This window comes from Humidesulfovibrio idahonensis (genome assembly GCF_054657715.1).
Genome location: NZ_BAAHYE010000002.1, coordinates 437,405 through 464,400, shown reverse-complemented (window position 1 = coordinate 464,400; position 26,996 = coordinate 437,405). Strand labels below are relative to the sequence as shown.

26 protein-coding genes and 1 pseudogene are annotated in these 26,996 nt (G+C 65.3%); 7 read left to right on the top strand and 20 right to left on the bottom strand.

Annotated features, from left to right (window positions below; translation table 11 throughout):
• Window positions 1-233: 233 nt before the first annotated feature.
• Window positions 234-413: a hypothetical protein gene (locus ACYQ4W_RS02460; protein WP_459852392.1), complete on the bottom strand. Its 180-nt coding sequence runs from the start codon at window positions 411-413 to the stop codon at window positions 234-236.
• A gap of 197 nt (window positions 414-610) precedes the next feature.
• Between ACYQ4W_RS02460 and ACYQ4W_RS02455 the strand changes: the two genes are divergently transcribed.
• Window positions 611-1,507 carry a LysR family transcriptional regulator gene (locus ACYQ4W_RS02455; RefSeq protein WP_459852390.1) on the top strand — a complete coding sequence of 299 codons (897 nt, stop codon included), beginning with the start codon at window positions 611-613 and terminating at the stop codon, window positions 1,505-1,507.
• A 484-nt stretch (window positions 1,508-1,991) separates the two neighbouring features.
• Here ACYQ4W_RS02455 and ACYQ4W_RS02450 read toward each other — a convergent pair whose 3' ends face one another.
• Window positions 1,992-2,489: a GlcG/HbpS family heme-binding protein gene (locus ACYQ4W_RS02450; protein ID WP_459852387.1), complete on the bottom strand. Its 498-nt coding sequence runs from the start codon at window positions 2,487-2,489 to the stop codon at window positions 1,992-1,994.
• A 365-nt stretch (window positions 2,490-2,854) separates the two neighbouring features.
• Here ACYQ4W_RS02450 and ACYQ4W_RS02445 point away from each other — a divergent pair, with 365 nt between their 5' ends.
• The 5 genes from ACYQ4W_RS02445 to ACYQ4W_RS02425 all read left to right on the top strand — a co-directional run bounded on the left by ACYQ4W_RS02445 (window position 2,855) and on the right by ACYQ4W_RS02425 (window position 5,805).
• Window positions 2,855-3,256 (top strand): hydrogenase maturation nickel metallochaperone HypA/HybF, encoded by a 402-nt coding sequence (locus ACYQ4W_RS02445; RefSeq protein WP_459852385.1) that lies wholly within the window; start codon window positions 2,855-2,857, stop codon window positions 3,254-3,256.
• Between the two features lies 1 nt (window position 3,257).
• Complete coding sequence (gene hypB / locus ACYQ4W_RS02440; protein ID WP_459852383.1) at window positions 3,258-3,917, top strand: hydrogenase nickel incorporation protein HypB; 660 nt, start codon at window positions 3,258-3,260, stop codon at window positions 3,915-3,917.
• A 10-nt stretch (window positions 3,918-3,927) separates the two neighbouring features.
• A complete protein-coding gene (locus tag ACYQ4W_RS02435) occupies window positions 3,928-4,407 on the top strand; it encodes a hypothetical protein (protein WP_459852381.1) in 480 nt (159 codons plus the stop codon).
• Window positions 4,408-4,498: 91 nt separating this feature from the next.
• Window positions 4,499-5,377: a P-loop NTPase gene (locus tag ACYQ4W_RS02430; protein ID WP_459852379.1), complete on the top strand. Its 879-nt coding sequence runs from the start codon at window positions 4,499-4,501 to the stop codon at window positions 5,375-5,377.
• Window positions 5,378-5,661: 284 nt separating this feature from the next.
• Window positions 5,662-5,805, top strand: coding sequence for a hypothetical protein (locus ACYQ4W_RS02425; protein ID WP_459852377.1), 144 nt, complete (start codon window positions 5,662-5,664; stop codon window positions 5,803-5,805).
• Between the two features lie 6 nt (window positions 5,806-5,811).
• On the opposite strand, the gene ACYQ4W_RS02420 is transcribed toward ACYQ4W_RS02425, so the two are convergent.
• The 4 genes from ACYQ4W_RS02420 to ACYQ4W_RS02405 form a co-directional block, all read right to left on the bottom strand.
• On the bottom strand, window positions 5,812-9,372 hold the full coding sequence (locus tag ACYQ4W_RS02420) for an efflux RND transporter permease subunit (RefSeq protein WP_459852375.1): 3,561 nt from the start codon (window positions 9,370-9,372) through the stop codon (window positions 5,812-5,814).
• A gap of 92 nt (window positions 9,373-9,464) precedes the next feature.
• Window positions 9,465-10,655 (bottom strand): efflux RND transporter periplasmic adaptor subunit, encoded by a 1,191-nt coding sequence (locus ACYQ4W_RS02415; protein ID WP_459852373.1) that lies wholly within the window; start codon window positions 10,653-10,655, stop codon window positions 9,465-9,467.
• A 1-nt stretch (window position 10,656) separates the two neighbouring features.
• Window positions 10,657-11,286 (bottom strand): TetR/AcrR family transcriptional regulator, encoded by a 630-nt coding sequence (locus ACYQ4W_RS02410; protein WP_459852370.1) that lies wholly within the window; start codon window positions 11,284-11,286, stop codon window positions 10,657-10,659.
• A gap of 483 nt (window positions 11,287-11,769) precedes the next feature.
• On the bottom strand, window positions 11,770-12,225 hold the full coding sequence (locus ACYQ4W_RS02405) for a winged helix-turn-helix transcriptional regulator (RefSeq protein ID WP_459852368.1): 456 nt from the start codon (window positions 12,223-12,225) through the stop codon (window positions 11,770-11,772).
• Between the two features lie 140 nt (window positions 12,226-12,365).
• Between ACYQ4W_RS02405 and ACYQ4W_RS02400 the strand changes: the two genes are divergently transcribed.
• On the top strand, window positions 12,366-12,980 hold the full coding sequence (locus ACYQ4W_RS02400) for a flavodoxin family protein (protein ID WP_459852366.1): 615 nt from the start codon (window positions 12,366-12,368) through the stop codon (window positions 12,978-12,980).
• Window positions 12,981-13,225: 245 nt separating this feature from the next.
• On the opposite strand, the gene ACYQ4W_RS02395 is transcribed toward ACYQ4W_RS02400, so the two are convergent.
• From ACYQ4W_RS02395 to ACYQ4W_RS02330, 14 genes and pseudogenes are all read right to left on the bottom strand, one after another.
• A complete protein-coding gene (locus tag ACYQ4W_RS02395; protein ID WP_459852364.1) occupies window positions 13,226-13,528 on the bottom strand; it encodes a cysteine-rich small domain-containing protein in 303 nt (100 codons plus the stop codon).
• Window positions 13,525-13,941, bottom strand: a complete 417-nt coding sequence (locus ACYQ4W_RS02390; protein ID WP_459852362.1) for a secondary thiamine-phosphate synthase enzyme YjbQ — start codon at window positions 13,939-13,941, stop codon at window positions 13,525-13,527. Before ACYQ4W_RS02390 ends, ACYQ4W_RS02395 begins: the two co-directional genes overlap by 4 nt.
• Window positions 13,941-14,717 carry a precorrin-4 C(11)-methyltransferase gene (cobM, locus tag ACYQ4W_RS02385; protein ID WP_459852360.1) on the bottom strand — a complete coding sequence of 259 codons (777 nt, stop codon included), beginning with the start codon at window positions 14,715-14,717 and terminating at the stop codon, window positions 13,941-13,943. Before cobM ends, ACYQ4W_RS02390 begins: the two co-directional genes overlap by 1 nt.
• An 89-nt stretch (window positions 14,718-14,806) precedes the next feature.
• Entirely contained in the window at window positions 14,807-16,021 is a 1,215-nt protein-coding gene (locus tag ACYQ4W_RS02380) for an FprA family A-type flavoprotein (RefSeq protein ID WP_459852358.1), read from the bottom strand.
• Window positions 16,022-16,195: 174 nt separating this feature from the next.
• Window positions 16,196-16,354 (bottom strand): rubredoxin, encoded by a 159-nt coding sequence (rd, locus tag ACYQ4W_RS02375; protein WP_459854430.1) that lies wholly within the window; start codon window positions 16,352-16,354, stop codon window positions 16,196-16,198.
• Between the two features lie 21 nt (window positions 16,355-16,375).
• A pseudogene (locus ACYQ4W_RS02370) lies at window positions 16,376-16,588 on the bottom strand (rubredoxin); the annotation flags it as partial.
• Window positions 16,589-16,617: 29 nt separating this feature from the next.
• Window positions 16,618-17,001 carry a desulfoferrodoxin gene (locus ACYQ4W_RS02365; protein WP_459852356.1) on the bottom strand — a complete coding sequence of 128 codons (384 nt, stop codon included), beginning with the start codon at window positions 16,999-17,001 and terminating at the stop codon, window positions 16,618-16,620.
• Between the two features lie 32 nt (window positions 17,002-17,033).
• Window positions 17,034-17,606 (bottom strand): rubrerythrin, encoded by a 573-nt coding sequence (gene rbr / locus ACYQ4W_RS02360; protein ID WP_459852354.1) that lies wholly within the window; start codon window positions 17,604-17,606, stop codon window positions 17,034-17,036.
• Window positions 17,607-17,713: 107 nt separating this feature from the next.
• A complete protein-coding gene (locus ACYQ4W_RS02355; protein WP_459852352.1) occupies window positions 17,714-18,121 on the bottom strand; it encodes a Fur family transcriptional regulator in 408 nt (135 codons plus the stop codon).
• A 217-nt stretch (window positions 18,122-18,338) separates the two neighbouring features.
• The gene (locus ACYQ4W_RS02350; protein ID WP_459852350.1) at window positions 18,339-18,671 is read right to left on the bottom strand and encodes a PilZ domain-containing protein; all 333 of its coding nucleotides are present in this window, start codon (window positions 18,669-18,671) and stop codon (window positions 18,339-18,341) included.
• Between the two features lie 39 nt (window positions 18,672-18,710).
• Window positions 18,711-20,738, bottom strand: a complete 2,028-nt coding sequence (locus tag ACYQ4W_RS02345; protein ID WP_459852348.1) for a methyl-accepting chemotaxis protein — start codon at window positions 20,736-20,738, stop codon at window positions 18,711-18,713.
• A 10-nt stretch (window positions 20,739-20,748) separates the two neighbouring features.
• Window positions 20,749-21,192 carry a cytochrome c family protein gene (locus ACYQ4W_RS02340; protein ID WP_459852346.1) on the bottom strand — a complete coding sequence of 148 codons (444 nt, stop codon included), beginning with the start codon at window positions 21,190-21,192 and terminating at the stop codon, window positions 20,749-20,751.
• A 208-nt stretch (window positions 21,193-21,400) separates the two neighbouring features.
• Complete coding sequence (locus ACYQ4W_RS02335; RefSeq protein ID WP_459852344.1) at window positions 21,401-24,406, bottom strand: AIR synthase-related protein; 3,006 nt, start codon at window positions 24,404-24,406, stop codon at window positions 21,401-21,403.
• 66 nt (window positions 24,407-24,472) lie between these two features.
• Entirely contained in the window at window positions 24,473-26,992 is a 2,520-nt protein-coding gene (locus ACYQ4W_RS02330; protein ID WP_459852342.1) for a sensor domain-containing diguanylate cyclase, read from the bottom strand.
• Window positions 26,993-26,996 lie beyond the last annotated feature (4 nt).

The following is a 26,996-nucleotide window of genomic DNA, read 5'->3' as shown; positions in this document are numbered from 1 at the left end:
AACTTCGCTCTGACCGCGCGTGGGGCATCAGCTTTGGGCCTTCGGCCCAGTCCGGTGGACTCCAACAGCCAGCCCGGCACACGCGCACAGGCAACACTCCCCTCTCGAACGGCCTGAGCTGTCCCGGCAGGCCCCCCGACGGATTCGACCAGCGGATTCACTTGGCGGATTCGACCGGCGGATTCATAAATCAGCCAGCCGCGCGCCGCCAGCCGCAACAAGCCCCTCGCGGCCTAGACGGCCCCGCCCAGCAGACTTGCCAGGCCGATCCCGGCCGCAACGGCCATGGCCGTCCACAACCCGGCCTTGAGCGCACCCGCGGCCACGCCGTCATACCGCACGGCGGCCACCGGGCTCTCCGGCGTGAACAGGTAACGTAAAAACCGCATCAATTCGGTCAGTAGCGGGATCATGGCGGCCTCCTTTTCGGGTGTTTGCAGGCTGGACGGTTGCGGCGCGGCGTGGCATCATCCGCGCCAACGCCGTCCACGCGTCCTGTCTAGCAGCGCGCGCGGGTCCGGGTCCAATCGCAATGCCTGAACCAGTGCTTCAGGAATCGTGATGCCCGCGGCGGTTCTTTTTCCCGTATATGCTTGGCCAGAGGAGAGGCATGGAACTTTACCAGTTGCGCACCTTTGTGACCGTGGCCGAAGAAGGGCACCTGACCCGCGCGGCAGAGCGGCTGTTCATCAGCCAGCCCGCCGTCTCGGCGCACATCAAATCCCTTGAGGAAGAGCTGGGCGTCGTGCTGTTCACGCGCAGTTCGCGCGGCATGCAGCTCACGCGCGAGGGTCAGGCCCTCAAGGCCCAGGCCGAAGCGGCGCTGCAAAGCGTGGGCGATTTTCTCTCCCAGGCGCGCAGCCTGCGCGAGAACCTGACCGGCGAACTGCACCTGGCCCTCAACACCGATCCCGAACTGCTGCGCGTGCGCCGCCTCATGGACAGCCTGCGCGCCGCGCACCCCAAACTGCAGGTGCACCTGCCCCAAAGCTCGTCCAACCTCATCATCGAGGAAGTGCGCCAAGGCCGCGTGGACGGAGGTTTCGCCTTTGTCTCCGGCCCGGCCGTGCGCGACCTTCCGGCGGAGCTCTCCTGCCTGCACCTGGCCGACACCAGCATGCATGTGGTGGCCCCGCCCGCCTGGCGCGACCGCCTGAACACCTGCACCTGGGCCGAGCTGGCGCAGGAGTCGTGGGTCTGGTTCACCGACGCCTGCCCCTGCCGCTCGCTCTTGGAGCACCAGCTCTCGCCCTACACCGGCGAGATAAAGAAGGTCGCCGTCACCGATTACGAAGGCACCCTCAAGGCCCTTGTGGCCAGCGGCGCGGGCCTTGGGCTCATGCACCGCGACGAGGCCGAGGGCTGGGAGAGGACCGGCGAGGTGTGCGTGTGGCCCAACGACCAGCTGCCCATCGGCATCTGCTTCCTCACCCGTTCGGACCGCGTGGCCGACCCGGCCATACGCGCCGTGACCCTGGCCCTGCGCGACGTGTGGGAGCTGGTCTAGCGGCGAGCGCAAGAGCCTAACGACACAGGCCAAGATCTCGCCCTGCCCCCTGTCCAGCGCCCATCCTTGCGGAGCCGCCCGCGCCAGACGCCAAGAACGAGCGCCCGGCCAAAGCCGCGCCGCAACGACCCCGCCCCAACTATTTCATCCGGCCCAGACCCTTTCATCCGGCGCAGACCCTTTCATCCGGCGCGTCGACAAGAACTTCTCAGTCAGAGCGCTTTGGCCTGCGCGTGCGTGGATTGCGGCGCTGGCATGCCCGTCCTGTGCGCAGGCGGGTCGCCAAAAGAAAAAGCCCCCTTCCGCGCATGACGCCGGAAAGGGGCTTTGCTTCTGCCACATGTTCAGCGGGGCTCAGGCCCTTTGGCGGGCCCGGGACCAACTGGCCAGCCCAGGCCCAATGGCCTCTCAGGCACTGGCCTGCTCAGGTCGCTGGACGGGCGCTCAAACGGCGTTGGCGGGGAGAGGCCCCTTCACGTTCCTGCTACTTCAGGGCCGCGGCGCCGGCCATGGCCACGCTCTCGTCCTCGTCCACGCTGCCGCCGCTGACGCCGATGGCGCCGATGATGACGTTCTTCTTGTCCACCAGGGGCACGCCGCCCGCGAAGATGGCCAGGCCGTTGTTGGTCACCTCGATGCCGTAGAGCGGCTTGCCGGGCTGCGAGGCCGCGCCCAGGGCGCGCGTGGTCATGTTGAAGTACCGCGCGGTGACGGCCTTCTTCTTGGAGATGTCGATGCTGCCGATAAAGGCGTCCTCCATGCGGTAGAAGGCCTTGAGGTTGCCCCCGGCGTCCACGATGGCGATGTTCATGGGAACTTTGATGGCCTCGGCCTTGACCAGGGCGGCCTTCAGAATCACCTGGGCCTGGGCCAGGGTGATGTCTCCGGCCAGGGTTTTTTTCGGTTCTTCCGCAAGGGCGGTGCTGGCCATAAGGAACAACAAGCACACTGTGGCCACGAGAATGGACTGAAGCTTACGCATAGTTCATTTCCTCCTCTGGTACAGGTTTGCATTGGCTGAATAAATATCCCTCACGTTTTTGATAGTCAACGTGTCGAGAGCGTCGTTTGTGATTTTTCTCACAATACTTTTCCCGCAAGTCGAAAGATCTCGGGCACGGCCGGGCGCAGATGCTTTCCGCCGCCAATGGCAAGGCCTCGCTCCTGCCAGCCGTCCATGACAATTCCCGGAAGATTGCGGCGGCATAGCCCGAATCGTTATCGGCACGCGGCCCAAGGGGCAGGCAGCGGCAGCGGCGCAAGACCGCCCAAACGTCCCGCGCGGGTTTGAACGCTTGCGCCGCGCGCCCTTGCCGCGCCCAGGCTTTTGCGCTATGCCGGGAACCCATGCACGAACTATCCCTTATCGAAAGCATGCTCTCCATCGTCCGCGAGGAACGGGAGAAGCACAACATGAAGCGCATCCTGCGGGTCAAGGTGGTCAACGGCCGGCTTTCCGGCGCCGTGTCCGACGCGCTCAGCTTCGGCTGGGAGTGCCTGACCCAGGAGGGCGACCTGCAAGGCGTGGCGCTGGACATCGAGGACGCGCCGCTCAAGGTGCGCTGCGGCTCCTGCGGCAAGCCCTTCACGCCGGAGGACGCGCACTACATGCCCTGCCCCGACTGCGGGGAAATTCTGGGGCACGAGATAGAAAGCGGCAGGGAACTCTACATCGACGAAATCGAGGCCGACATCGACGACGCGGAAAGCGCCGCGCAAAGCGATGCCGCGCCACACACGGGAGACTGACATGGGCAAGACCGTCACCATCGTGCGCAACGTCATGGAAGCCAACGAGCGCCGCGCCGTTAAGCTCAAAGAGTATTTCGACAAAGAGAAGATCCTCTGCCTGAACCTCATGAGCAGCCCGGGCGCGGGCAAGACCAGCCTGCTGGAGCGCACCCTGGCCGACCTCAAGGGCGAGTTCAAGATGGCCGTCATTGAGGGCGACCTGCAGACCGACAACGACGCCCGGCGCGTGGCCGCCACCGGCGCGCAGGCCGTGCAGGTGAACACCGAGGGCGGCTGCCACCTCGACGGCTCCATGATCGAGGACGCCGTGGCCGAGCTGGACATGCAGGGCCTGGACATCCTGTTCATCGAAAACGTTGGCAACCTGGTTTGCCCGGCGGAGTTCAACCTGGGCGAGGACCACAAGGTCAGCATCCTCTCCGTCACCGAGGGCGACGACAAGCCGGAGAAGTACCCGCTGATGTTCCACCTCTCCAGCGTGATGCTGCTGAACAAGACCGACCTGCTGCCTTACGTGGACTTCAGCCTGGAGAGCGCCAGCGCCCACGCCAGGAAGCTCAACAAGGACATCGAGATTTTCCCCGTGGCCGCCCGCAAGGGCGACGGCCTGGACGCCTGGTACGACTGGCTGCGCAAGGCCCGCGCGGCCAAGCGCTAGGAAGCGCACCATGCCCGCCGCGCCAATGACGTCCCCCAAGGTCTGCGTGCTTGTCACGGCCCCAACCGAGGCCGGCGTGCGCCGTTTTCTGGCGCACTACGTCAAGCCCGCCTTCGGCCTTTGCAAGAACCAGTGGCGCATGTGCTACCGCGAGCATTACGCGCTCACGGTGCTTTCGCGCCCGTTGCGCGCGGGCGAAAATCCGGCGGACCTCTACGGGCCCCATGCCCGAAGCGGCGCGCTGGTGCTGGCCGCCCTGTCCGCAACCAGCCCGGCATCGGGCTTCGAGGCCGCACGCGCCTGGCTCAAGGCCCAGGGCTTCGACCCCATGGCGGAGCTCGCCGTCAACCTCGCCAACACCGAGAACGAGAACATCGACCAGGGCGCGCTGGTGGTCAATTTCGTCAACGGCCACTGCCCCTGGCGCAACGACCCCATCGACGACCTGGACGCCTACATGGCGAAGAACAACAAACCGTTTTGGGCATAAGACCATTTGACAAGCGCCCCGCCCGGACCTAATTTCCCCCAATCAAGCTGAAATACCACCACCGGGCACGCCCGGGTTCAAGGAGACGACCATGAGCAAGGCATGTAAAAGCTGTCCCTCGGCCAGCGCTTCCGGGGGCTGCTCTTCCGGGCACGACCCCAAAAGCTGCGGCACCAAGCCAGAGGACGAAAAGATCGTTCAGACCCTGGCGCGCATCAAGCACAAGATCGTGGTGCTTTCCGGCAAGGGCGGCGTGGGCAAAAGCACGGTTTCGTCCAACATCGCCATGGCCCTGGCCCAGGCGGGCAAGAAGGTCGGCCTGCTCGACGTGGACATCCACGGCCCCAGCATCCCGCGCCTGCTTTCCCTGCAGGACGCCAAGCCGCACATCGAGCCCGACCACATGGAGCCCGTGCCCTACAACAGCAACCTCGGCGTCATGTCCCTGGGCTTTTTGATCCCGGACAAGGAGACCGCCGTCATTTGGCGCGGCCCCATGAAGCTCGGCCTCATCAAGCAGTTCGTGCGCGATGTGGACTGGGGCGACCTCGACTATCTCGTCACCGACTGCCCCCCGGGCACCGGCGACGAACCCCTGGCCGTGCTGCAGACCTTCGGCCCCGAGGCCCAGGCCGTCATCGTCACCACCCCGCAGGGCGTGGCCATCGACGACGTGCGCCGCAGCGTCACCTTCTGCAACCAGCTGGGCAACCCCGTTCTCGGCATTGTGGAGAACATGAGCGGCTTTGTGTGCCCCAACTGCAAGACCACCCACGACATCTTCAACTCCGGCGGCGGCGAGGCCCTGGCCAAAGAGATGAACGTGCCCTTCCTGGGCCGCATCCCCATGGACCCGGAAGTGGTGCGCAGCGGCGACGAGGGCTACCCCTTCATGAAGGTGCAGGGCGACACCCCCACGGGCCAGGCCCTGGCCAAGATCGTCGCGCCCATCCTGGCCCTCAGCAAATAGGGCAAAAAGCCTAGAGGCCAAGGCGGGCACGCCGCGGCCAGTCAAAAGACCCACAAAAACGGGGGACGTTGCATATGCGGCGTCCCCCGTTCTCATTCGCCCACAGGGCAGCCCCCGGCGAAATGCCGCCAGACCTCGATTCGTAGCAAATGTCTCCTGACCGCAGGCGATGCCTATGGCGTGCGCGCGTGCAATGTTCCACCGCGAGGACGTTCTTTCCGCGATGGTTGCGCGTGTTCTGACGGCGGGCTGCCGCCGCATCGCCGTCCTTGAAGCGGGCGCACGTGGCGAAACGTCCGGCGCTGCCCTCCGGCATCCTCTCCACGGGCCCGGCCCGCATCCACCGGTCCAGCCGCTTCGGCCTGCCGACCGGCGGGACTGGCCTGTCCAGGCGTCCGGCGACAAGCGCGCCGCCCCGCTCCGACTAGCTCCGACTAGCTCACGATCTTCAAATCCTCGGCCGCGATGGTGTACAGCACCGGCACCATGACCAGCGTGACGAAGGTGGCCACGATGAGCCCGCCGATCTGCGCGTAGCAAAGCGGCTCCCAGAGCGGACCGCCGTGCAGGGCCAGGGGCACCAGGGCCAGCACGGTCGCGCCCACGGTGATCATTACCGGCCGCAGGCGCATGATGCCCGCGTCGAGGATGGCCGTGCGCAGGTCCTCGCCCTCGGCCCGGCGTTCCTCGATGAAGTCGAAGAGCACGATGATGTGGCTGATGATGACGCCCATGAGGCTCACGATGCCCAGATAGGCCATGAAGCCGAAGGGCGCGCCCATGAGGTACAGCGACCCGAAGGCTCCGGCCATGCCGTACGGAACGGCCGCAAAGACGATGAGCGGCTTGACCGCGTTGCGGAACTGGAACAGCAGGGCCGTGTAGATGGCCAGAATGGACACGCCCATGACCATGGCCATTTCGCCGAAGCCCTTGACCTGCTCCTCGTACTCGCCGCCTATCTCCAGCCGGTAGCCCGGCGGCAGCTGCGCCCGGAAGGTTGCGAGATCGGGCTGTATGGCCTCGATGACCTCGCTGGAGAGCACGCCCGGCGCGGTGAAGCAGGACACGGTGACGGTGCGGAAGTGATTGCGCCGCACGATCTTTTCCGTATCAAGCCCCCAGTTGACGCTGGATATTTGCCCCAGGGGCACTTTGGTCGCGCCGTCGGAGGAGATGACATAGAGGTTCTTGATGTCCTCCAGCCCGGCGCGCTCCTCCATGCGCAGGCGGGCGATGACCGGCACGTCGAGCCGGCCCTCGCGTATGCTCGCCACCTGGAAGCCGTTCATGGCCGCGGCGGAGGACTTGGCCACATCAAGGTTCGTCACCCCGGCCAGGGCGGCCTTGTCCGGGTCGATGGACAGGCGCGCGCGGAAGATCTCCGCGCCCCAGTTGTCCTGCACGCGGTCGGTGTCCGTGCGGCGGCGCAGCATGGTCTTCAGACGTTCGGCCTGGTCGCGCAGGGTGGCCATGTCGTCGCCGGAGATGCGCAACTGCACGGGAATGCCCACGGGCGGACCGCTCTCCAGTCTGCGGGCGCTGACGCGCACGCCCGGCATGGCCTGGGTCAGCCGGGGCTGCAAATATTCCATGAAGGGCGTGGTGTCGTGCTCGTCGGCGATGTCGAGGAGCACCTGGGCGTAGTTGGGCTGGTCCAGCTCCGGCTCCACCGAGAACCAGAAGCGCGGGCCGCCCGCGCCCACGAAGGTCGTCTGGGTGCGCACCACGGGCCGGTCCTTGCCGCCGCGCGGGTGCTCATGGGCATACTCGCGCGCCACCCGGCGGATGACCTCGTCCACCTGGCGGGAGGCCTTGTCCGTGGCCTGCACGCTGGCGTCCTCGGGCAGCCAGATGTCCACGTAGGCCAGGTGCGAGAGGTCGTACGGGAAAAACTGGTTCTTGAGCTGCGACTTCATGGCAAAGGCGGCGGCCACAATCACCAGCGAGATCCCCAGCACCTTCCAGCGGTGCTCGATGAGCCCGCCCGCGAAGCGGTAATAGCGTCCGGTGAGGCCCTGGGTGCGCAGATCCGCAATGCTCTTGCCCGCGTTGCGCCCCGGCCGCAGCAGGTACTGCGCCAGGAAGGGGATGAAGGTCATGGAGACGATGCGCGAGGACACCAGCGAGCAGGCGATGACGATGGGCATGGAATAGAGGAACAGGCCCGTGTCGCCGCTGAGCAGCAGATACGGCAGGTAGGCCACGATGTTGGTGATGGTGGCGTAGAGGATGGCCTTGGCCAGCCTTGTGGGGCCGAGCCAGGCGGCCACGTCAAAGCTTTTGCCTCCGCGCAGCTCGGCCTTGATGGCGTCGTTGGCCACCACGGGATCGTCCACCAGCAGGCCCAGGGCCAGAATCATGGCCGCGATGGAGATCTGCTGGATGTCGATGCCGAGCAGATGCATCATGCCCGCGGTCATGGCCAGGGTGATGGGGATGGCCAGGGCCATGAGCAGGGCCGAGCGCCACTCGCGGAAGCCGATGTAGGCCACGGCCACCACCAGGATGATGGCCTCCCAGAGACTGGTCATGAACAGGCCGACCTTGTCGTCCACCTGCTTGGGCTGGTCCGAGGTGCGGGAATAGACGAGGTCGCCGGGCAGGCGCTTCTTGAGGCCGTCCAGGGCCGCGTCCACGGCCTTGGAGAACTGGCCTATCTGCGCGCCACTGCGCATGGTTATGGCCAGGGTTATGCCCGGCATGCGCGTCCAGTTGCCCTTGGCGTCGCGCTCAAGAAAGTAATGGCGCTTCGGCGCGGGGCTCACGTAAGAGCGCTCGATGTCCGCTATGTCGCGCATGTAGGTCAGGGCGCCGTTCTTGACGCGGCCCACGGCCACGCCGCCGAGGTCGGCCTCGCCGCTCAGCTCGCCGGAGGGGTCCACCAGCATGGACTTGCCGCCGCTCTCCACCACGCCGCCGCTTTGGCGCACGTTGCGGGCGCTCAGCGCCTCCTTGATGCGCCAGGGCCCGAAGCCGTATGCAGCCAGCCGTTCCTGGGAGTAGTCCAGGTAGATGGCCTCCTCGCGCACGCCCCAGCGCGTCACCTTGGCCACCTCCGGCAGGGCCTGCATGGTGCGCATGATCGTTTCGGTGCTGCTCTCCAGGTCGCGGTACGAGTAGCGGCTGCCCGCAACCGCGGCCAGGGCGCCGGTGATGCCGGCGGTGTCGGACGCGTCGCGCACGATGGCCACGGGCCAGGCGTCCGGGCTCAGCTCGCTTTCGCGCAGGCGCTCGGCCTTGAAGTCATCCACGGCGGCCTGCAGCTGCGCGTCCGTCTTGTCCGTGCGCAGATCAAGAAGCGCCAAGCCGGGAACAAAGCTGGTGCGGGCGTCCGTGCCCAGGCCCTTTTCCACGGCGGCCCGGGCGAAGCGCTCCACCACGCGGCGCACGCCCTGCTCCGGCGTGCCCGGCGGCAGCACCTGGACCAGGGCGGCCCGCTGCCCGGTCGCGTCGCCGCGCAACTGCGCAAGGGTCTTGGCGATCTGCGCCGCGCGCAGGCCCAGCTCCACCTCGCCCTCGGGCGGGGAGGCCACGGTCAGCATCAGGGTGGCGGTATCGCCGAAGTCCTTGATGAAATTCACGGGCCCGGCCCCGTCGGGCAGGGTGAGCACGGAATTGAGCTTGAGGTTCAGGTCGTCGAAGACATCCGACGGGCTCTTCACGTTGTCGCGCAGCTTGATGGTCACCACGGCCAGGCCCGTGCGCGTGGTGGAGTCGATGCGGTCGACCTTGTCGTTCTCCGCGATCTTTTCCTCCAGCCGCCGGGTGACGAGATCCTCGACCTTCTCGGCGGCCACGCCGGGCCACGTGCAGGTGACGGCGGCGACGCGGATCGGGATGTCCGGGTCCTTGCGCTGGGGCATGCGGAAATAGCTCACCACGCCCCAGACAAAGACGGCGAGGAGCAGCACCAGGGCTATCTGCCTGTTTTCGACGAAGAATCGGGCGGTGTTGTGCTTTTCCAAAAGCTTGGAATCATCGTGGCTGTGCATGGGCGTCACCTCGGGGGAGCGGGAAAAGGGTCGTTGATCCTGGGCGCGGCGAGAGAGAGCGGCGCGCGAGGGCGACGCGCTAGGGCGACGCTTTAAGGTATGACGGCGACGACCGCGCCGTCGTAAAGCTGCGCGGCGCCGGCCGTGGCCACCTGCTCGCCGGGCCGCAGCCCTTCCAGCACGGACACGCTGCGGCCGCTCACATCGCCGAGCTTCACCGGCCGGGCCTGGGCCACGGCGCGGCCGTCCTTCTCCGTCACCACGAACACCATGTAGCCTTGGGCATTGCCGGTTTGGCGCACCACGGCCTGCAAGGGCACGCTTGCGCCGCCGCCCTGCCCCGCGCCTCCAGTCGGCCCGGACGACCCGGCGCCCCCCTGCGCGGCCGCGCCGTCCATCTGCACGGCGGCGATCATGCCGTCCTTCAGCGCGCCGTCGGCGTTGGGAATGGTCACCTCCACGTCAAAGACGCGGTTGGCGGCATCGGCCGAGGGCGAGACGGACGTGACGTTGCCCGTGAAGCCGCGCCCCAGGGCGTCCACGTAAACCGAAAGCGGGCCGCCCGGCTTTATGGACGCGAGCTGCGCATCGGCCACGCCGAACACGGCCTTCACCGAGGACAGATCCACCAGCACAAAGGCCTTGGTGCCGCTGGCGACAAGCGTGCCCCGCTCCACCGAGCGGCTGGCCACCACGCCGTCCATGGGCGAGCGCAGCTGCGAATCCGCCAGCTGGTTGTCGGCCTGCTCCAACTGGGCGCGCGCGCCGTCGTGCTTGGCGCGGGCCGCATTGAACTTCGCCAGGGCCTGGTCGTATTCGCTGCGCGCCAGATAGCCGCCTGCCACAAGGGAGTGAGCGCGCTCATGGTCCTTCTGGGCCTGGACCAGCGCGGCCTGGGACTCGGCCAGGGCGGCGCGGGCCTGCCGGGCGTAGGCGGCGTGGTCCTTGTCGTCCAGGCGGGCCAGCACCATGCCGCGGCTCACGTGGTCGCCCGCGCGCAGTTCGCGCACGCTGCCGTCCGGCCCCTTTACGGAAACGATCTCGCGCACGTAGCCGTCCACCTTGAAGGCCAGCTCCACCTGCTCATGGGGCTTGATGCTGGCGGAATAGCGCAGCCCGGCGGCGCTCACCGCGCCCTCCGCCGCCACCACGCGCACAGGGATGGGGGCGGGCGCGGCCTGCTTGCCCTTGAAAAGGACATGCGCGGACAGGGCGAAGATCACCACAAGAACCGCCCCGGCAACGCCCAGCCGCTTGCCGCTCATGCGCAACGAAAACTGCATGCTATTCCCCCTTGAACCCCTTGGCCTGCGCGATGCCCGCCAATGAAAACTCAAACACGAATTTCGCCACGAACTCAACACCCAAGGCATCGAGGGAGATTTGCGGGCAGATGCGGAGGATCATCTGGCGCAAGTTGTCGAACAGCAGGCAGTGGCCGAGGATTCCCGCCGTGCAGAGCTGCACGGTGCGCTCCTCCGTTCCCGGAGGCAGAAGCTCGCGCACGATGCCGAGCAGCTGCGCGTGCTGGGGCTTGATGAAGCGCTCCATCAGCACGCCGAAATTCTCGGACGGGTCGCAGAATTCCTGCGTGAACAATTTGTTGAGCTTCTCTTCCTGGGCGTCGCCGCTGCCCGCGATCTTGTAGAGCAGGGAGGTGATGTACGCCTTGAGACGGTCCTGCGCCGGGGAGTTTGGCGGCAGGCCCATGTCGGAGGGGTAGCGCTTCTCGCTCGACAGCATGAGCTCCGTCAGCACGGCCATGAACAGTTTTTCCTTGCTGCCGAAGTGATAGTGGATGGCCGCCATGTTGGCTCCGGCCTTGGCGCAGATGTCGCGCACCGTGGCGTCCTTGACTCCGTTCTCGGCAAATGCCTCGCGCGCAACCTGCAATATGCGCTGCTTCGTATCCATGTCAGCTCCTTGTGCAAGACGATCCGGCACCAATTCAGTCAGCGATTCAACCAACGCTTGAATCGCTGATTAATGCGTTGACTGAACGCTGTCAAGCCTCAGCATCAGTCCTTGTTGGAGCGGACGCGCACAGGCCAAACACCAAGGCCCGCCACATGCGGAACGCATGGGCTGGCCATCCGCAACGAGCTGTAATGACGACAAAACGTCAAATGGGCAATGGATTCAGAGTGTGCGACTGTCGCTCATGCCGCCGGAAAAGCATGGGCTGTTGGCGGGAGACGCCCTGCGCCATGCTCCAGCTGTGGTCCCTTGGCAGGCGCAAAGGCGCCTCAGGCCGGGCAAGCCGCAACATTTCGCCGCAGGCCGCAAAGGATGCGACGTTGCCGTCAGCGCCGCGAACCGAGCACGTCTGGCAGCCCCCTCCGCCTGAAGGTTGAGCAAGGGCGGGACGGACGAAAGCGCCGGCGCGTCAAAGGAGCTTCAGTCCGACAGGGAAGAATCGTGCCGAGGCGCGCTTGCGCTATAGCGCGGATGCAGCCGGGGCGCGCGGTCGGCGTCGTAGGCCTCGCTTGCGGGCGTGGGCGCGGCGCCCATGGCCTTTTCGTAGCCCGCGCCCCAGTCGCGCATGGAGACCAGAATGGGAAACAGCCCCAGCCCCGGTTCGGTGAGGGAGTACTCCACGCGCGGCGGCACCTGGCGGTACACCTCGCGCCGGATGAGCCCGTCGGTCTCCAGCTCGCGCAGCTGCCGCGTCAGCATGCGGTCGGTCACGTCGGGCATGCTGCGGCGCAGTTCGCTGAAGCGCTGCACGCCCTTTTGACCCAGATGATACAGGATGATGGGCTTCCACTTGCCACCCATGACCGAGAGCGCAAGCTCGAAAAAGCAGCGGTATGTCTTGCCCCCAAGCTCCTTCATGGCGCAGGATTCGGACATGCGTTCCTCCTGGTGATGCTTATGCACTATACACAGTGTTAGTACCTGACAAAATATTCAGTACTTGTCATATGTGCATGTAGTTCGTATGAAGTAGGCGTGTCGGGTTCGGGAGTCAAGCACACCAAAACGGAGGTCCCATGAAAGTCATCGCCATCAACGGAAGTCCCCGGAAAGAAGGCAACACCCGCCTGCTGCTGGAAAAGGTTCTGGAACCCCTGGCCAAGGCCGGGTGGGAAACCGAAATCATCCAGATCGGCGGCAAGAACATCCACGGCTGCCGCGCCTGCTTCAAGTGCTGGGAAACGCAGGACAAGCGTTGTGTCTTCGGCAAGGACGCCTTCAACGAAGTCTATGCCAAGGTCATCGACGCCGACGCCATCATCCTGGGCTCGCCCACGTATTTCGCGGATGTCACGGCCGAGATGAAGGCCTTCATCGACCGTGCGGGCATGGTGGCCATGGCCAACGGCTGCCTGCTGGCCGGCAAGATCGGCGCGGCGGTTGTCGCCGTGCGGCGCGGCGGGGCCACCCATGTGTTCGACACCATGAACCACCTGTTCTCCATCTCGCAGATGATCATGCCGGGCTCCACTTACTGGAACATGGGCTACGGCCTGGAGCCGGGCAAGGTTGCCGAGGACGACGAGGCCCTGCGGAACATGAACCACCTGGGCAAGGCCGTGGACTGGCTGGGCAAGGCCGTCAAGGCCAGCACCACGCCCTACCCCGTGCGCAAAAGCGGCGAGGCCTAGGCGGAGAGAAGAATTGTTTCCGGGGGGAATGATTCCCCCCGGGCCCCCTCAGGGCAAGCAAAAGGGCTGGAACGCAAAGCGTCCCAGCCCTTTTGCTTGCGGAAAAGCGGGCGGCGAGGGGTTGAGAGGCTGGCTGGTCCAATTTTAGAGAAGCCCTGACGCTGTGCGCTGGGGCCCTGGAACGGAGCAGGAAGAGCACTTGGCAGCGGCGCAGCCTGTGTCCGCGGGGGATGCGGATCGAGAGGCTAGTCCTTGTTCTCTCCCTCGGGCTCCGGCCCAAGCGTGCGTGGCGCCGCGCCCGCGCGCAGCTCCGCATAGGCCTGGCCCAGGCGCGTCTGAATGGCCGCCCAGCCGCCGGGAGCGTGCGGCAGGGAGCAGCCGGTGCAGTCCTTCACCAGCCCGCGCCAGGCCGGGTTGCCGCCGCAGTCCTTGAGGAAGAACAGCGGGCAGTAGCAGAACAGGCAGTTGAACGCGGCCGTATCCACGCCCTTGTGGCAGGGAAAATACTCGCACGCGGCGTTCTGAAAATGCTTGAAGTGCTCGCTCATGCGCCCTCCCCCGATGCAAGCGTCTGCACCAGCACCATGCGCCGCCTTGGGCCGTCGAATTCGCAGAGGTAGATCTTCTGCCAGGTGCCGAGCTGCAGGCTGCCGCCGCTGACGGGCACAAGCTGCGACGGGCCCATGAGGCTCGTCTTGATGTGCGCGTCGCTGTTGCCCTCGGCGTGGCGGAAGCGCGAGGCGCCGCCGTCGAGAGGCACCATGGCGGCAAGATGTGCCAGCATGTCGCGCTTCACGTCCGGGTCCGCGCCCTCGTTGATGGTGACGCCTGCGGTGGTGTGCGGCGAGTAGACCAGCACCGCGCCTTCCGCAAGGCCGCTTTCGGCCAAGGCCTGCGCCACTTGCCGGGTGATGTCCACGAACTCCTCGCGCCGGGTTGTGGCCACGCCGAATTGCCGCATCAGGAGTCCCCCTCGGGGTTTGCGCCCTCGCGCCAGCCGTGCGTAAAGGACGGATCGTAAAGCTTGGAGCGCGCCGCGGCGGGGTCGAGATCCTCGCCCGGCAAAACGAGAAACACGGTCTGCCGGGTGAAGCCCGCCTCGCGGGCCGTGCGCGCAAGGTCGCCCAGCTTCGCGCGCCGCACCTCGCCGCCGGGCCAGCCCACCTTGTGCCCCAGCACCACGGTCGTCTCGGGCGCGTAGCCGCCAGCGAGCAGCTCGGCCTGGAGCCGCTCCGGATCGCCCGCGCTGAGCAGCACGGCCATGGCCGCGCCGTGGGCGGCCAAAAGCGGCAGGGACTCCGGGGCGGGCACGGGAGTGCGGCCGCTCATGCGCGTTAAAATGAAGGTTTGCGGCCCGCCGGGCGCGGTGAAGGAGACCTTGGCAGCGGCAGCGGCGGCAAAGGCGCTGGAAACCCCGGGCACCACGTCCCAGGCGATGCCGTCGGCATCGAGCAACGCGGCCTGCTCCTGCACGGCGCCGTAGATGGAGGGCTCGCCCGTGTGCACGCGCGCGGCCATGCCGCCCGAAAGGGCGCAGTCGCGCAGCAGGGCGTGGGTCTCCGGCAGGGAGAGCGGCGCGGAATCGATGACGCGCACGCCGGGGCGCACGCCGGCAAGCACCTCGCGCGGGACGAGCGACCCGGCGTAGACGATGAGGTCGGCGCTGGCGATGAGCCGCTGGCCCTTGACGGTGATGAGCTCCGGGTCGCCCGGCCCCGCCCCGATGAACCAGACCATTCCTGCTGCGCTATCGGCCACCATGCCCCCTTGGCGTTGCGGAAAAAAAAGGGAGGGCGCGCGGCCCTCCCCGTGTCGACTGTGTGCGCCTAGGCGGACAGCTTGGCGTTGATGGCCTGGCCGACCTTTTTGCCCAGCTCAAAGCAGGCCTGGTAGGTCTCGTGGCTGGGCAGGTTCTTGACCTTCACGGCGGGCTCGATGAGCTCCATGCCCATGCCGGTCAAATGCTCGGTGATGATCTTGACGCACTCGCCGCTCCAGCCGAAGGAGCCGAAGGCCGCGGCAAGCTTGTTCTGCGGGCGCAGGCCCTTCATGTAGGTCAGCACATCGGCCACCAGGGGCAGAATGCCGTTGTTGTGCGTGGGCGAGCCCACGAGCACGGCCGCGGCGTCGAACACCTCGCGCATGACGGCGCTGTGGTGGTTGTGCTTCACGCTCATGATGCGCACGCTGATGCCCTCGTCGGCCAGGCCGTCGCAAATGGCGCGGGCCATCTTCTCCGTGCTGTGCCACATGGTGTCGTACACGATGACGGCCTTCTTGGTGGGCTTCTGCAGGGCATACTCGCGGTAGCTGTTCAGGGCGTGGGCCACTTCGTCCTTGCCGCGCCAAATGAGGCCATGGTCCGGGCAGAGCATGTCGATGTCGAGGTTCATGCCGGCGAGCTGGTCCAGGGTCTTCAGCACCACGGGCGAGTACGGCAGCACGATGTTGGCGTAGTAGTCGGCCAGGGCGGCGTTCAGGGCATGGCGGTCCACCTCGTCGGCGAAGCGCTCGGTGCTGGCCCAGTTCTGGCCGAAGGCGTCGGACGAGAAGGCGATCTTGTCCTCGGGGATGTAGGAGATCATGTTGTCGGGCCAGTGCAGCATGCGCGTTTCGATGAACTGCACGGTGCGCTTGCCGATTTTGATGGACGCGCCCGTGGGCACGACCTCGACGGGCCAGTCCTGCGAGTTGTGGTAGTAGGAGCGCAGGGCTTTCTCACCCATGGGCGAGCAGAAGATCTTTTCCGGGTGGTAGCGCTCCACGATGGTATCCAGGCAGCCCGCGTGGTCCGGCTCCAGGTGGTTCACCACCATGTAGTCGATGCGGGGCGTGCCGCCGCAGGCCTGGGCTATGGAGCACATGAGCTCGCTGGTGAAGTCGGCCTTCACCGTGTCGAACAGGGTGATCTTTTCGTCCTTCACCAGAAACGCGTTGTAGGTGGTGCCGCGCGGCGAAAGGGAATAACCGTGGAAGTCGCGGCTGTTCCAGTCCACTGCGCCAACCCAAAAAATATCTTTCTTGATTTCAACTGGTTTCATGCTGGTCTCCGTTCGGGGTCCATTTGGGGGAAGGAAGCGTGAGGCCCGGCGCGAAAAAAGCGCGGGCAGCCGTGCATTTACGCGTTTTTGTCAAAACACGAGGAGCGCCCTCCTGTCAAGAAGGCGCTCCGTACGTAGTTGGCAGTATGCGGCTATTCTGCCGACATAATATACTTATTCAGGGCTGAAGTTCTCTTTGGAGGCTCCGCAGATGGGGCAGGACCACGCGGCGGGCACAGCTTCCCATTTGGTGCCGGGCTTCACGTCGTTGTCCGGGTCGCCGGCTTCGGGGTCGTACACATAGCCGCAGATATTGCACACGTACTTCTGCATCGTGGGTTCTCCTTGGGTGGGTGTGGGGCAGCTCACCTCGCGGGTGGAGCCGGGTCCGGCCAGGGGCCGGAAGCACTTCTTGCCTCCGCCGCAGATAGGACACTTCCAGTCATCCGGCAAGTCCTCAAAGCTGGTGCCCGCGGGAATCTTGCCTTTGCGGTCGCCCTTGTCTGGGTTGTAGATGTACCCGCAGTTGGTGTTCTGACACTGGTACATCTCTTCCGGTTCGGCCATTCGGCGTCCTCCCTCGCTCAACGTGACTGCTAGGACTTGGCGGACCAGAGTCCGTGCAGGTTACAGTACTCGCGCACGGAGACGCTTTTGGCGTCGGTGATGAACACGGCCTCGGGGGCGTCGCCGGGCTTGAGCAGCTTGGTCATGACCATGCCGTCGGCCATCAGCTCGATCCACTCGATCCAGTGCTTCTCCTCCATGGGGTGGGGCACGGCGCCGACCTTGACCTTGTAGCCGCCGGGAACCTTCTCGATGACCGGGACGTGCTTTTCCTTGGCTGCATCGACGGTGTTCTCGACCATGAGTTTCATGGGCGCGCCGCAGCAGACCAGTTCGCCGCCGCCGGGATGCACGACAAGCACGATGTTCCCGCACGTATCACATTTGTAGACCTGTCCGCATTCGATTCCCATAGTTACTCCTCGCTCTTTGCGTTGGCTCAGGGTTACCAGTTCTCTTCAGACAGCTCGAAATGGGCCTGGGGATGCGCGCAAGCCGGGCACTTGTTGGGGGCGGCTTCGCCCTCGTAGATGTACCCGCAGTTGCGGCAGCGCCAGGTGACTTTCTTGTCCTTCTTGAAGACCTTGCAATTCTCGATGTTGGCGGCAAGGGCCAGGAAGCGCTTCTCGTGGAAGCGTTCGGCCACGGCGATGGCCTCAAAGATGACGGCGATTTCGGTAAGACCTTCCTCGCGGGCGATCTTGGCGAACTCGGGGTACATGGACGCCTGCTCGTGGTGCTCGCCGCCGGCCGAGGCCTTCAGGTTCTCCACGGTGGTGCCGATGGTGCCGGCCGGGAACGCCGCGGTGATCTCCACCTCGCCGCCCTCAAGCAGCTTGAACAGGCGCTTGGCGTGCTCTTTTTCCTGGTTGGCGGTTTCCTCGAAAACGGCCGAGATCTGGACAAAGCCTTCTTTTTTGGCCGCGGCCGCAAAGTAGGTGTAGCGGTTGCGGGCCTGGGATTCTCCGGCAAAGGCGGTGAGGATATTCTTTTCAGTGCGGGTTCCGCGAAGACTCATGATGATAACTCCTTCTTGGGCGCAAGCGCAGGCTTGGCTGTTTGCCACAATTCATCAATACCATATCGAGTGGAGAGCGCCAGAAAAATGTGACGGCTAAAGCGTGCTTAGCTGCATTTATTCTCGGCGCACATGGGGCACACCCCCACGAACTCCACATCGCACCGCAGGCTGCTGTAGCCCATGGACTGCTCCACCGGGAGCTCCGGCAGGTGCAGAGGATACTCAAGGTCGTCCACCCGGCCGCACACGGAACAACGCAGATGCGGATGCGGGTCCGGGTTGCCGTCGAAACGCTTCTGCGTTCCGGCGCCGCCAAGGCGGAGCACCACTCCCCTGCTGCTCAAGAAATCCAGGTTGCGGTACACCGTGCCCAGGCTGATTCTGGGCATGATCTTGCGCACCATGTCATAGACCTCGTCTGCGGTGGGGTGGGTTTTCACCTTGCACAGTTCCGCAAGGATGGTCTCGCGCTGGCGCGACAGACGGACACCTTTTTTTTCTTCAGATTCCATGGCTACCTCTCAGTGCTGAGAATAATTCCTAATAGCCAACTCGACCAAAGTCAAGCGGCGGGCATTATAAAAGTGAGGACGATTTGCGCGTCCATACTGAAATATGCCGCATTTGCCAAGCAATCCGATAGGGTATCGATACCGCATCAGGCAAACCGATAACAGCGGTCATATGCACAGACATCCGCGCATGGAGCCGCCAGGAGAAATCAGGGACTCAGCAAACCAGCTTTTGCAGGGTGTGGATGCCGACATCCAAGCTCTGGTCGAACTTGATGCCGAGTTCCTGGCCGTTGCGCCAGCGCACCGCGGCGGCGAGTTGTTGCAGCAGGCCGCCGTCATCCAGGTTTTGCACCGAGAAGGTCACGATCTTGGCTGAAGCGGGCAGCGCCGGGGGCGGCACGTGCTTCAGACGCGCCCCACCGGAGCTGATGTCGATGAGGACCGCGACAAAGCTTGCTCCGTCGATTTCCACGGTGCAGGTCTTGTCGCGGCCATAGGCAAGCAGATGCAGGCGGCCGAACTGGCGTCGTTCAAGAGGAGATTCCATAGATACACTCCGGGTTGAGCCGGGGGGCCTATAGACCGTCTACTCCTCGCTGCGGAATTTTTCAACCAGGCGCGCAAGCTCCCGGGCCATGTTCGCCACCTCGCGGATGCGCTCGTTCGCGGTCTGGATGTCCGTCGACATCTGCCCGGAAAGAGTATTGATCTCGCTCACGTTCAGGTTGATTTCCTCGGAGGTGGCGGACTGCTCCTCCGCGGCGGTGGCGATGGAGCGCACCATGTCCGCAATGCGGTCCGAAGCGCTCACGATCTCCGTCAACATGCCGCCCGCGCCGCCGGCAAGCTCTGTGGTCTTGTCCACGCGCACCTTGGCGGAGTCCATTTCGTGCACGGCGCCCTCGGTGCTCTTCTGCACCTGCAAAATGGCCGTCTCCACTTCCTTGGTGGCGGTCATGGTCTTTTCGGCCAGTTTGCGCACTTCGTCGGCAACCACGGCGAAGCCGCGCCCGGCGTCGCCCGCGCGGGCCGCCTCGATGGCGGCGTTCAAGGCCAGCAGGTTGGTCTGGTCGGCGATGTCGTTGATGACGCCCATGACCTGGCCGATGCCCTGCGCGCTTTTGGAAAGCTCGCCCAGCGCGCCGGAGAGGCTTTCGGTGGTGGCCGCCACGTGGCGGATCTCGGTCAGGGTGCTCTGCACCATGTCGCCGCCCTCGCGGGCCACGCTGTTGGCCTTGCCCGAGGCCTCGGCCGTTTCGCTGGCGTTGCGCGCCACCTCAAGCACGGTGGCGTTCATTTCCTCCATGGCCGTGGCCATGCTGTGCGTGCGGCCCGAGGCGTTGTCCATGCCCTGGGTCAGCTCGTCCATCTGGCCGGTCAGCTGGTCCGAGGCCTGCTCCAGGCGCAGGGCCACCTGGGTCACCTCGTTGGCAACGGAAAGCAGCACCTCGCGGTGCGCCTCAATGCGCTGCCGCGACTGTTCTTCCTGGGTCAGGTCCACCAGCATGGTGATGGCGCCCACGGCCTCGCCATGGGCGTTTTTCAGGGGCGAAACCTCTGCGTGCAGGGGAAACTCCACGCCGTCGCCCCGGGTGAAGCGCAGGTTGCCGCTCATGTTCGCGCAGGCGTTCAGGGCCTTCTGGGTCAGGGTTTCGCGCTTTTCGCCATAAAAGACCATGTCCGGGCAATGGCCCAGCACGTCTTTGCCCGGCTTGCCGAGGATGCCCAAAAGCGGCGCGTTGGCGAAGGTGATGACGCCGAGGCCGTCCGTGACCATCATGGGCACGATGATGCCGTCGAGCAGGCCCTTGTTGTATTCCAACTGGTCCTTGATGCGCTCCACCATGCTGCCGAGGTGGTTGGCCAGCACGGCCAGCCTGTCCTCTCCTTCCACGGCGAAGCGGGCGTTCAGGTTGCCCTGGATGACCTCGTCGGCGCTGCGCTCGATGGAGGTGATGCGTGCCAACACGGTGCGCTTGATGAACAAAAAGACGACGAAGCTGAGCGCCAGCATGCCCGCCAGGGAAAGCACGGCGGTAAGGGCCTGGGTGAGGCGCAGCGAGCCGAACTGCTTGGTCAGGTCCTGCCGGGTGATGAGCGCCCCTAGAATGGGGCGGCTTTGGCCGTGGCAGTGGTAGCAGGCGGGCTCGTTGGGAATGGACTTCACTTCCGTGTAGAAGTTGATGCCCGACATGTTCATGAGGTCGCCGGTCTCGATCTTTTCCTTGAGTCCCTTGGCCACAAGGGCGCGGCAGTCCGGGTGGGGCAGCACGTCGTTTATGGCCTTGCGCTCGGTGGCGTTGTCGGTGGAATAGGTGATGTTGCCATCATAATCCACCATGTAGATGTTTATGTCTTTATTTTGGCCGGACAAATCGGCGAAGCGCGCCTTGGTGGCGTCGTTGTCGCCCAGGCGCATGGGCTCCTCCACGACCATGGAGATCATGCGGCTGTCGCGCTGGGCGCTGTGCTCCACCTCGCCCAGCATGGACTTGCGCTGCCAAAAGGAGGTTGCCAAAAACAGGCACAAAAACACCACGCCGCTGACGGCGACGGTGAGCACCAGAACTTTTGCCGTCAGGGACTTGCGGATGGTTTCAGGGGTGATGATCATGGCCGGCCTCCTAGTGCGCCCCGCCGAAGAGCATGGGCTTGAAGCGGAAGTTGGCCACCCTCTCGGAATTGTGGCAGGTCTCGCAATCCTTGATGTTGAGACGGCCCTTGCCCTTGATGAGGTTCTTCTTGCCGCCGGAATCCACATGGGCGGAACCGGGGCCGTGGCAAACCTCGCAACCGGCGTGGCCCAGCTCCGGCGTCTTCTCGTAGCTCACAAACCCGCCGGGCTTGCCGTAGCCCGTGGTATGGCAGCCGTAGCAGCCCTTCAGCTCCTCCGGGGTGAGCTTTCTGGCCATGATCTTCACGCTGCGGTCGGAATGGGCTTTTTTGGCGTACTTGGTGAAGTTGGCGTATTCTTTCTCGTGACAGCCTTCGCAGCTTGCCGAGCCTACGTATTTCGCCTCGCTTTTGTCCGCGGCCACTGCTGTGGCGACGAAAGAGACAAGCGCCATGACGCAAAATATAAAACATGCGGACTTTTGCACGGCAAAACCTCCAGAGATGCTGCTCATATCGGCTATTTCGCAGTATACTTAAGCCCCGATAGCATTACCCCAGAACACCGCCATCGTCACTACCCAATCGTATTCCCCCAAAAAGAAAACAGCCGGGAGCGCCGCTTTCGACGCTCCCGGCTGTTCAATGCCGCGTATCTGTTTCCTACCAGTTCAGTGGCGCCTTGAAGGCCTCGGCCAGGGCCTCCACAGGCGACTGCAACAATGCCGTACCCGACTGCACCAGTTGCAAATCGCCCTGCGTCACGATGCCGATCCTCGCGCAATGCTGCCCGGCGAACATGGCCTCGAAGGCCGCGGCCTTGTCCGGGCTCACGCTGACCACGAAGCGGCTGGCGGACTCGCTGTACAGCAGCTCCAGCGCCGATTCGCAGCCGCACTGGGGCACAAGGGCCAGGTCGACATCCGCGCCCAGGCGGCCGCCGATGCACATCTCGGCCAGGGCCACGCCAAGACCGCCGTCGGAGCAGTCGTGGCAGGCGTTGACGAGCTTTTGCTGTGTGGCCTTGAAGTACGTCAGGTAGCGTTCGCGGGCCGAGACAAGCTCCACCTGCGGCACCTGGCCGCAGGCGAGCCCGAGCTCGCTGGCGAACTCCGAGCCGCCAAGCTCCGGCCGGGTCAGGCCCAGCACGTAGACGAAGTCGCCCGCGCGCTTGAAGTCGGAGGTCACGGCCAGCTTCACGTCCGGCATCTTGCCCATGACGGAATAGAGCACCGTGGGCGGAATGGAGATTTTGACCCCGCCGCCCTTGTAGTCGTTCTTCATGGAGTCTTTGCCGGAAACGCACGGCACGCCGAAGCCCCGGCAGAAGTGGTCCAGGGCCTCGTTGGCGCGCACCAGCTGGGCCAGCTTGTACTTGCCGTCGGGCGTGGTCTCGCTCTCAACGGGGTCGCACCAGCAGAAGTTGTCCGTGCCGGCCATGTAGCGCAGGTCGCCGCCGACGGCCACGGCCCCGCGCACGGCCTCGTCGATGGCGCAGGCCATCATCCAGTAGGCGTCCAGGTCGCTGTACTTGGGGCAAATGCCGTTGGAGATCACCAGCCCCTCGTCGCTGTCGTAGTCGGGCCGGATGACCGCGGCGTCGGCCGGGCCGTCGCGCTTCACGCCCACCAGCGGCTTCACTATGCTTCTGCCCTGCACCTCGTGGTCGTACTGGCGGATGACGTATTCCTTGCTGCAGATGTTGAGCCGGCCCAGCATGCGCTTGAGCAGCTTGTCCTGGTCGACGTTCTGCGGCAGCGGGTCGGCCTTGCACGCGGGGCGCTCCCAGCGGGCGGCAAGCTCCATCTGCGGCAGGCCCTCGTGCAGAAAGTGCATGGAAAGGCAGGTGACGGGCTTTGCGCCGTAGCGCACGTTGAAGAAGCCGGAATCGGTGTAGGTGCCGAGCGCCGTGCTCTCCACGTCCATTTCCTTCGAAAGGGCCAGGAACTCGTCGAGCTTGTCCTTGGGCACCGCGCAGGTCATGCGCTCCTGCGCCTCGGAGATGAGGATCTCCCAGGGCTTGAGGCCGTCGTACTTGAGCGGGGCCTTGGAGAGGTCGAGATCGCAGCCGCCGCAGTCCTGGGCCATTTCGCCCACGGACGAGGACAGGCCGCCCGCGCCGTTGTCGGTGATGGCGTTGTAAAGCCCGCGGTCGCGCGCGCGCATGAGGAAGTCATACATCTTGCGCTGGGTGATGGGGTCGCCGATCTGCACGGCCGTGGCGGGAGACCCCTCGTGCAGCTCCTCGGACGAGAAGGTGGCGCCGTGGATGCCGTCCTTGCCGATGCGCCCGCCGCTCATGACGATGACATCGCCGGGCAGCGCGCATTTCTCGTGGCTCAGGCGTCCGGCCACGCGGGTGGGCATGGTGCCTATGGTGCCGCAGTACACCAGGGGTTTGCCCAGGTAGCGCTCGTCGAACACGATGGCCCCGTTGACGGTCGGAATGCCGCTCTTGTTGCCGCCGTGCTCCACGCCCTCGCGCACGCCTTCGAGCACGCGGCGGGGGTGCAGCAGCCGGGGCGGCAGCTCGCCTTCATAAAAGGGCGAGGCGAAGCAGAACACGTCGGTGTTGCACAAAAGATTCGCGCCCAGGCCCGTGCCCATGGGGTCGCGGTTCACGCCCACGATGCCCGTGAGCGCTCCGCCGTAAGGATCAAGGGCGGAGGGCGAGTTGTGCGTCTCCACCTTGATGCAGACGTTCAGCTTGTCGTTGAAGCGGATGACGCCAGCGTTGTCCTTGAACACGGACAGGCAGAAGTCGTCTTTGCCCTTGGCCGCGCGGATGGCCTTGGTGCTGTTCTGGATGCAGGTCTTGAACAGGCTGCTGACGGTGCGCCGCCTGCCCTGCTCCACGTCCTCGAAGTCGATGTTGGCGGTGAATATCTTGTGCTTGCAGTGCTCGCTCCAGGTCTGGGCCAGCACCTCCACCTCGGCGTCGGTGGGGTTCTCCACCAGCTCCGGCGGCAGACCGGCGGCCTTGCGGGCGGCGCGCACGGCCGGGTCCTTGAAGTGCTCCACGATGGTCTTCATCTCGCCCAGGGAGAGCGCCAGGGTGTTGGCCCGGCTGAAGGCGGCAAGCTCCGCGTCGGTCATGGTGGTGAGCGGGATCACGGCCACGGCGTCGCTGGCCTGGCCGGTGACGCGCGCGGCCTTGGGCGCAAAGCCGGGCTCGGCCTTCCACTGCGCGGCGGACTTGTATTCAAAGCGCTGGATGAGCTCGTTGGCCAGCAGGTCGCGCGCGATGTGCAGCACGGTCTTCTCGTCAAGGTTCTGGCCCGGCGCGGCGCGCAGCAGGTACTGCACGCTGGTGTACACGCGGACCGGGGCCTTGGCGTCGAGCCCCAGCACCAGCAGGATGGTCTCCCGCGCGGTCTTGGCCTCGTTGTCCGTCACGCCGGGGCGAAAGCCCACCTCAAGCACCCAGTCGGGGCTTTCGGCCCTTTCACAGGGGGAGAGGGAAATTTCGTGCAGGACCGGGTCGTGCAGGGCGCCGGCGTCCAGCACAGCCTGGGCCTGGGCCGCGTCTATGCCCTCGACCGTGTACACGCGCACGATGTTGACCCCGGCCAGGTCGAGGCCCAGCTCGCTTTTGATCTTGCGGGCCACGCGCTCGCCAACCACGTCGCGCACCTGGGGCTTCAGTCCCAATTCAAAGCGCAGAAGCATACGAAGCTCTCCTTAAAAAGCCGGGGTTCCGGCCATTTCTAGCGTGTTTTCAGCGCAAACGGGGGGTCATTCCCCCACCAGGGTGTCGCCCCCGGCCGCCTTGGCCTTGTAGGCCAGATTGTCCGCCCGGCCAAGCAGTCCCTGCGGGGTGTCCTGCGGGCGCAGCATGGTCACGCCCACGCTGACGCTCACCAGCCCGCCGAACTGTTCGCGCACATCGGCCAAGATGCGCTGCCCGATGGAATGCAGACGCGCCTCGTCCACCTCGCTGACGATGACCGCGAATTCGTCGCCGCCGTAGCGACAGGGAAAATCCATGCCCTGGCGCACAAGGTGCAGCAGCAGGGAGCCCATGCGCTTGAGCACCTGGTCGCCCGCGAGGTGCCCGTGGGAGTCGTTGACGCCCTTGAACTTGTCCAGGTCGCAGAACACAAGGCCCATGCCGCGCCCGGTGCGGCGGCTGCGGCCCACCTCGCGCTCCAGGGTGGTGTGGAACTGGTAGTGGTTGTACAGCCCGGTCAGGCCGTCGAGCATGGCCCGCAGCTTGAGCTTGGCCTCCAGGCGGCGGATGTGCGTCAGGTCGCGTCCCACCACCAGGCATTCGCGGTTCAGCACGCCGCCGGAGCCTGTCCGACCACCGGCAGGCCCGCCCAGCGGGGCGAAGGAAAGCTCGAAGGCCATCTCCTCGCCGCCTTCCGGGTGCAGCACGGCCTCCACATGGCCCGGGCACTCCGCCGTCAGCAGGCAGGGGCTCCAGGTGTCCACGCAGCACTCCGAGGGCTGGAAGACCGTGAAGAAAGGCCTGCCTGCCAGGCCCAGGTCCTGGCGGGAGCAGAACGCGATGACGCCGTTTTCGCCCACGGTGAGCACGAGCTCGTGCATGGAGCCGATGAGCCGCTCCAGAAAATTCTTGCGGCGCAGGGTCTGCACCTCGACTTCGGAGAGCTCCCGCAGGTCCTCGATGAGCGCCAGGATGCTGCGGCCGTGCACGTCCTCCATGCGGTGGGCGGAGAGGTACAGCGCGCCGTCGAAGCTGGCCCCGCTGGCGTCCTTGGCCAGAAAGTAGTCGATTTTGCCGAACTGCCCGCGCGCGGGATCGGCCAGGAAATGCTCGAACTCGGCGATGGTCTCCTGCGGCAGGCGCTTGGCCAAAAGCTCGCTGAAGACGCCGCCCCTGGCGGGCCGCTCCAGGCTCAAGAACTCGTCGACTTTGCCGTTGGCCTCCACCACGTGTCCGGAGAAATCCAGCCGGGCCACGCCGATGGGGATCCTGTCAAAGGCCAGGGCCTTTTCCTCCAACACGGCCTGCCGGGCGCAGTAATGCTCGAACCCCTGGCCGAAGAAGCGCAGGTACAGGCGCAGGTTGTCCTGCTCGATGCTCGGCAGGTTGGCCTCGCCCACGCGCAGCTCGCCCAGGTGGTGCCCGGCGGAGCTTATCTCAAAGCCGGGAGTTTTGATGCGCCAGGGGATCTGGCCGATGGTGTAGCGGTCCTCGGCGCGCTCCAGCTTGCCTTCCGGGGTCAGGTGGTACAGCCGGTACAGGTCGCGGTGGGGCGACTTGAGGGCCACGTCCCAATTTTTGATGTCCCAGTTGAGGCGGATGTGCTTGCCCAGCACCTGGGCCACGGAGGCCAGCCCGCCCTCGGCGGTCAAAAGGTCCATGCTGAGGAAGCAGTAGCCCTGCATGGCCTTGACCGAATGGCGGTAGTAGGGCCGGTTTTCGTCGCCCTCGCCGATGCCCAGGGATTGCAGCATGGAGCGGAAGCGCGTCAGGCATTCGCCGCGCAGGGCGTCCACCTCGCGCTCGGTCATGCCCAGAATGCCGCGCAGCATGCCCTCGAACTGCACCACGCTGAAGGGCCCGCCCGCATGGCCCAGCTCCATCTCCGACCACTGGGTGGCCAGAATGACCGCCTGCGTCAGGGGCGCCTGGTCCTGCAGTCCGTCCATGTCGTGGTGGAAGCGGATGCTCTCGCACATTTCAAGCGGAATGCCCCAGCGCAGCAGCAGCATTTGCGAAAGCGCGCCGTGGTGCAGGCCCCAGACCTCGGCCTCGCGCGCAAGCTGGTCCTTGCCCAGCACGGTGATGCGGTCGCGCAGGTCCGGCTCGGGCAGCAGGTCCTTGGCGGCGCAGCGCAAAAACAGCAGCGAAACGTCCTTGAGCAGACAGCACAGGTAGGCCTGGTCGGTCTGCTCCGGGCAAAGCCGCGCGGCCAAAAGCTCGGCCGCGATGGACGACCAGACGATGAGCCGCCAGTCGGGGTAGAAATCGTAGTGGCAGTCGGGAAAGCCGTGCTCCAGGTCCTTGTGCAGGGTCATGGAGACGGCCATTTTGAGGATTTCGCGGCTGCCCAGCACCAGAGCGGCGCGGTTCAGGTCCGTCACGCGCTGGGGCAGGCTGTAAAAGGCGGAGTTCACGAGATTCAGCACGGTGGTGGCCAGGGCCGGGTCGAGGCGGATGATTTCGGCCATGACCGAAAAATCCGGCTCCGGCTTGAGCGCCTCCTGCATGAGGCGCAGCATCACCGGCGACAGAGATATTTTTTGAAGCAGATGCGGCGAGTTGAGCAGCAGATTCTCGGCCATCGGC

Coding starts and splice junctions, on each gene's coding strand:
- ACYQ4W_RS02460 (WP_459852392.1), bottom strand. CDS start 413: ATGATCCCGCTACTGACCGAATTGATGCGGTTTTTACGTTACCTGTTC.
- ACYQ4W_RS02455 (WP_459852390.1), top strand. CDS start 611: ATGGAACTTTACCAGTTGCGCACCTTTGTGACCGTGGCCGAAGAAGGG.
- ACYQ4W_RS02450 (WP_459852387.1), bottom strand. CDS start 2,489: ATGCGTAAGCTTCAGTCCATTCTCGTGGCCACAGTGTGCTTGTTGTTC.
- ACYQ4W_RS02445 (WP_459852385.1), top strand. CDS start 2,855: ATGCACGAACTATCCCTTATCGAAAGCATGCTCTCCATCGTCCGCGAG.
- hypB (WP_459852383.1), top strand. CDS start 3,258: ATGGGCAAGACCGTCACCATCGTGCGCAACGTCATGGAAGCCAACGAG.
- ACYQ4W_RS02435 (WP_459852381.1), top strand. CDS start 3,928: ATGCCCGCCGCGCCAATGACGTCCCCCAAGGTCTGCGTGCTTGTCACG.
- ACYQ4W_RS02430 (WP_459852379.1), top strand. CDS start 4,499: ATGAGCAAGGCATGTAAAAGCTGTCCCTCGGCCAGCGCTTCCGGGGGC.
- ACYQ4W_RS02420 (WP_459852375.1), bottom strand. CDS start 9,372: ATGCACAGCCACGATGATTCCAAGCTTTTGGAAAAGCACAACACCGCC.
- ACYQ4W_RS02415 (WP_459852373.1), bottom strand. CDS start 10,655: ATGCAGTTTTCGTTGCGCATGAGCGGCAAGCGGCTGGGCGTTGCCGGG.
- ACYQ4W_RS02410 (WP_459852370.1), bottom strand. CDS start 11,286: ATGGATACGAAGCAGCGCATATTGCAGGTTGCGCGCGAGGCATTTGCC.
- ACYQ4W_RS02405 (WP_459852368.1), bottom strand. CDS start 12,225: ATGTCCGAATCCTGCGCCATGAAGGAGCTTGGGGGCAAGACATACCGC.
- ACYQ4W_RS02400 (WP_459852366.1), top strand. CDS start 12,366: ATGAAAGTCATCGCCATCAACGGAAGTCCCCGGAAAGAAGGCAACACC.
- ACYQ4W_RS02395 (WP_459852364.1), bottom strand. CDS start 13,528: ATGAGCGAGCACTTCAAGCATTTTCAGAACGCCGCGTGCGAGTATTTT.
- ACYQ4W_RS02390 (WP_459852362.1), bottom strand. CDS start 13,941: ATGCGGCAATTCGGCGTGGCCACAACCCGGCGCGAGGAGTTCGTGGAC.
- cobM (WP_459852360.1), bottom strand. CDS start 14,717: ATGGTCTGGTTCATCGGGGCGGGGCCGGGCGACCCGGAGCTCATCACC.
- ACYQ4W_RS02380 (WP_459852358.1), bottom strand. CDS start 16,021: ATGAAACCAGTTGAAATCAAGAAAGATATTTTTTGGGTTGGCGCAGTG.
- rd (WP_459854430.1), bottom strand. CDS start 16,354: ATGCAGAAGTACGTGTGCAATATCTGCGGCTATGTGTACGACCCCGAA.
- ACYQ4W_RS02365 (WP_459852356.1), bottom strand. CDS start 17,001: ATGGGAATCGAATGCGGACAGGTCTACAAATGTGATACGTGCGGGAAC.
- rbr (WP_459852354.1), bottom strand. CDS start 17,606: ATGAGTCTTCGCGGAACCCGCACTGAAAAGAATATCCTCACCGCCTTT.
- ACYQ4W_RS02355 (WP_459852352.1), bottom strand. CDS start 18,121: ATGGAATCTGAAGAAAAAAAAGGTGTCCGTCTGTCGCGCCAGCGCGAG.
- ACYQ4W_RS02350 (WP_459852350.1), bottom strand. CDS start 18,671: ATGGAATCTCCTCTTGAACGACGCCAGTTCGGCCGCCTGCATCTGCTT.
- ACYQ4W_RS02345 (WP_459852348.1), bottom strand. CDS start 20,738: ATGATCATCACCCCTGAAACCATCCGCAAGTCCCTGACGGCAAAAGTT.
- ACYQ4W_RS02340 (WP_459852346.1), bottom strand. CDS start 21,192: ATGGCGCTTGTCTCTTTCGTCGCCACAGCAGTGGCCGCGGACAAAAGC.
- ACYQ4W_RS02335 (WP_459852344.1), bottom strand. CDS start 24,406: ATGCTTCTGCGCTTTGAATTGGGACTGAAGCCCCAGGTGCGCGACGTG.
- ACYQ4W_RS02330 (WP_459852342.1), bottom strand. CDS start 26,992: ATGGCCGAGAATCTGCTGCTCAACTCGCCGCATCTGCTTCAAAAAATA.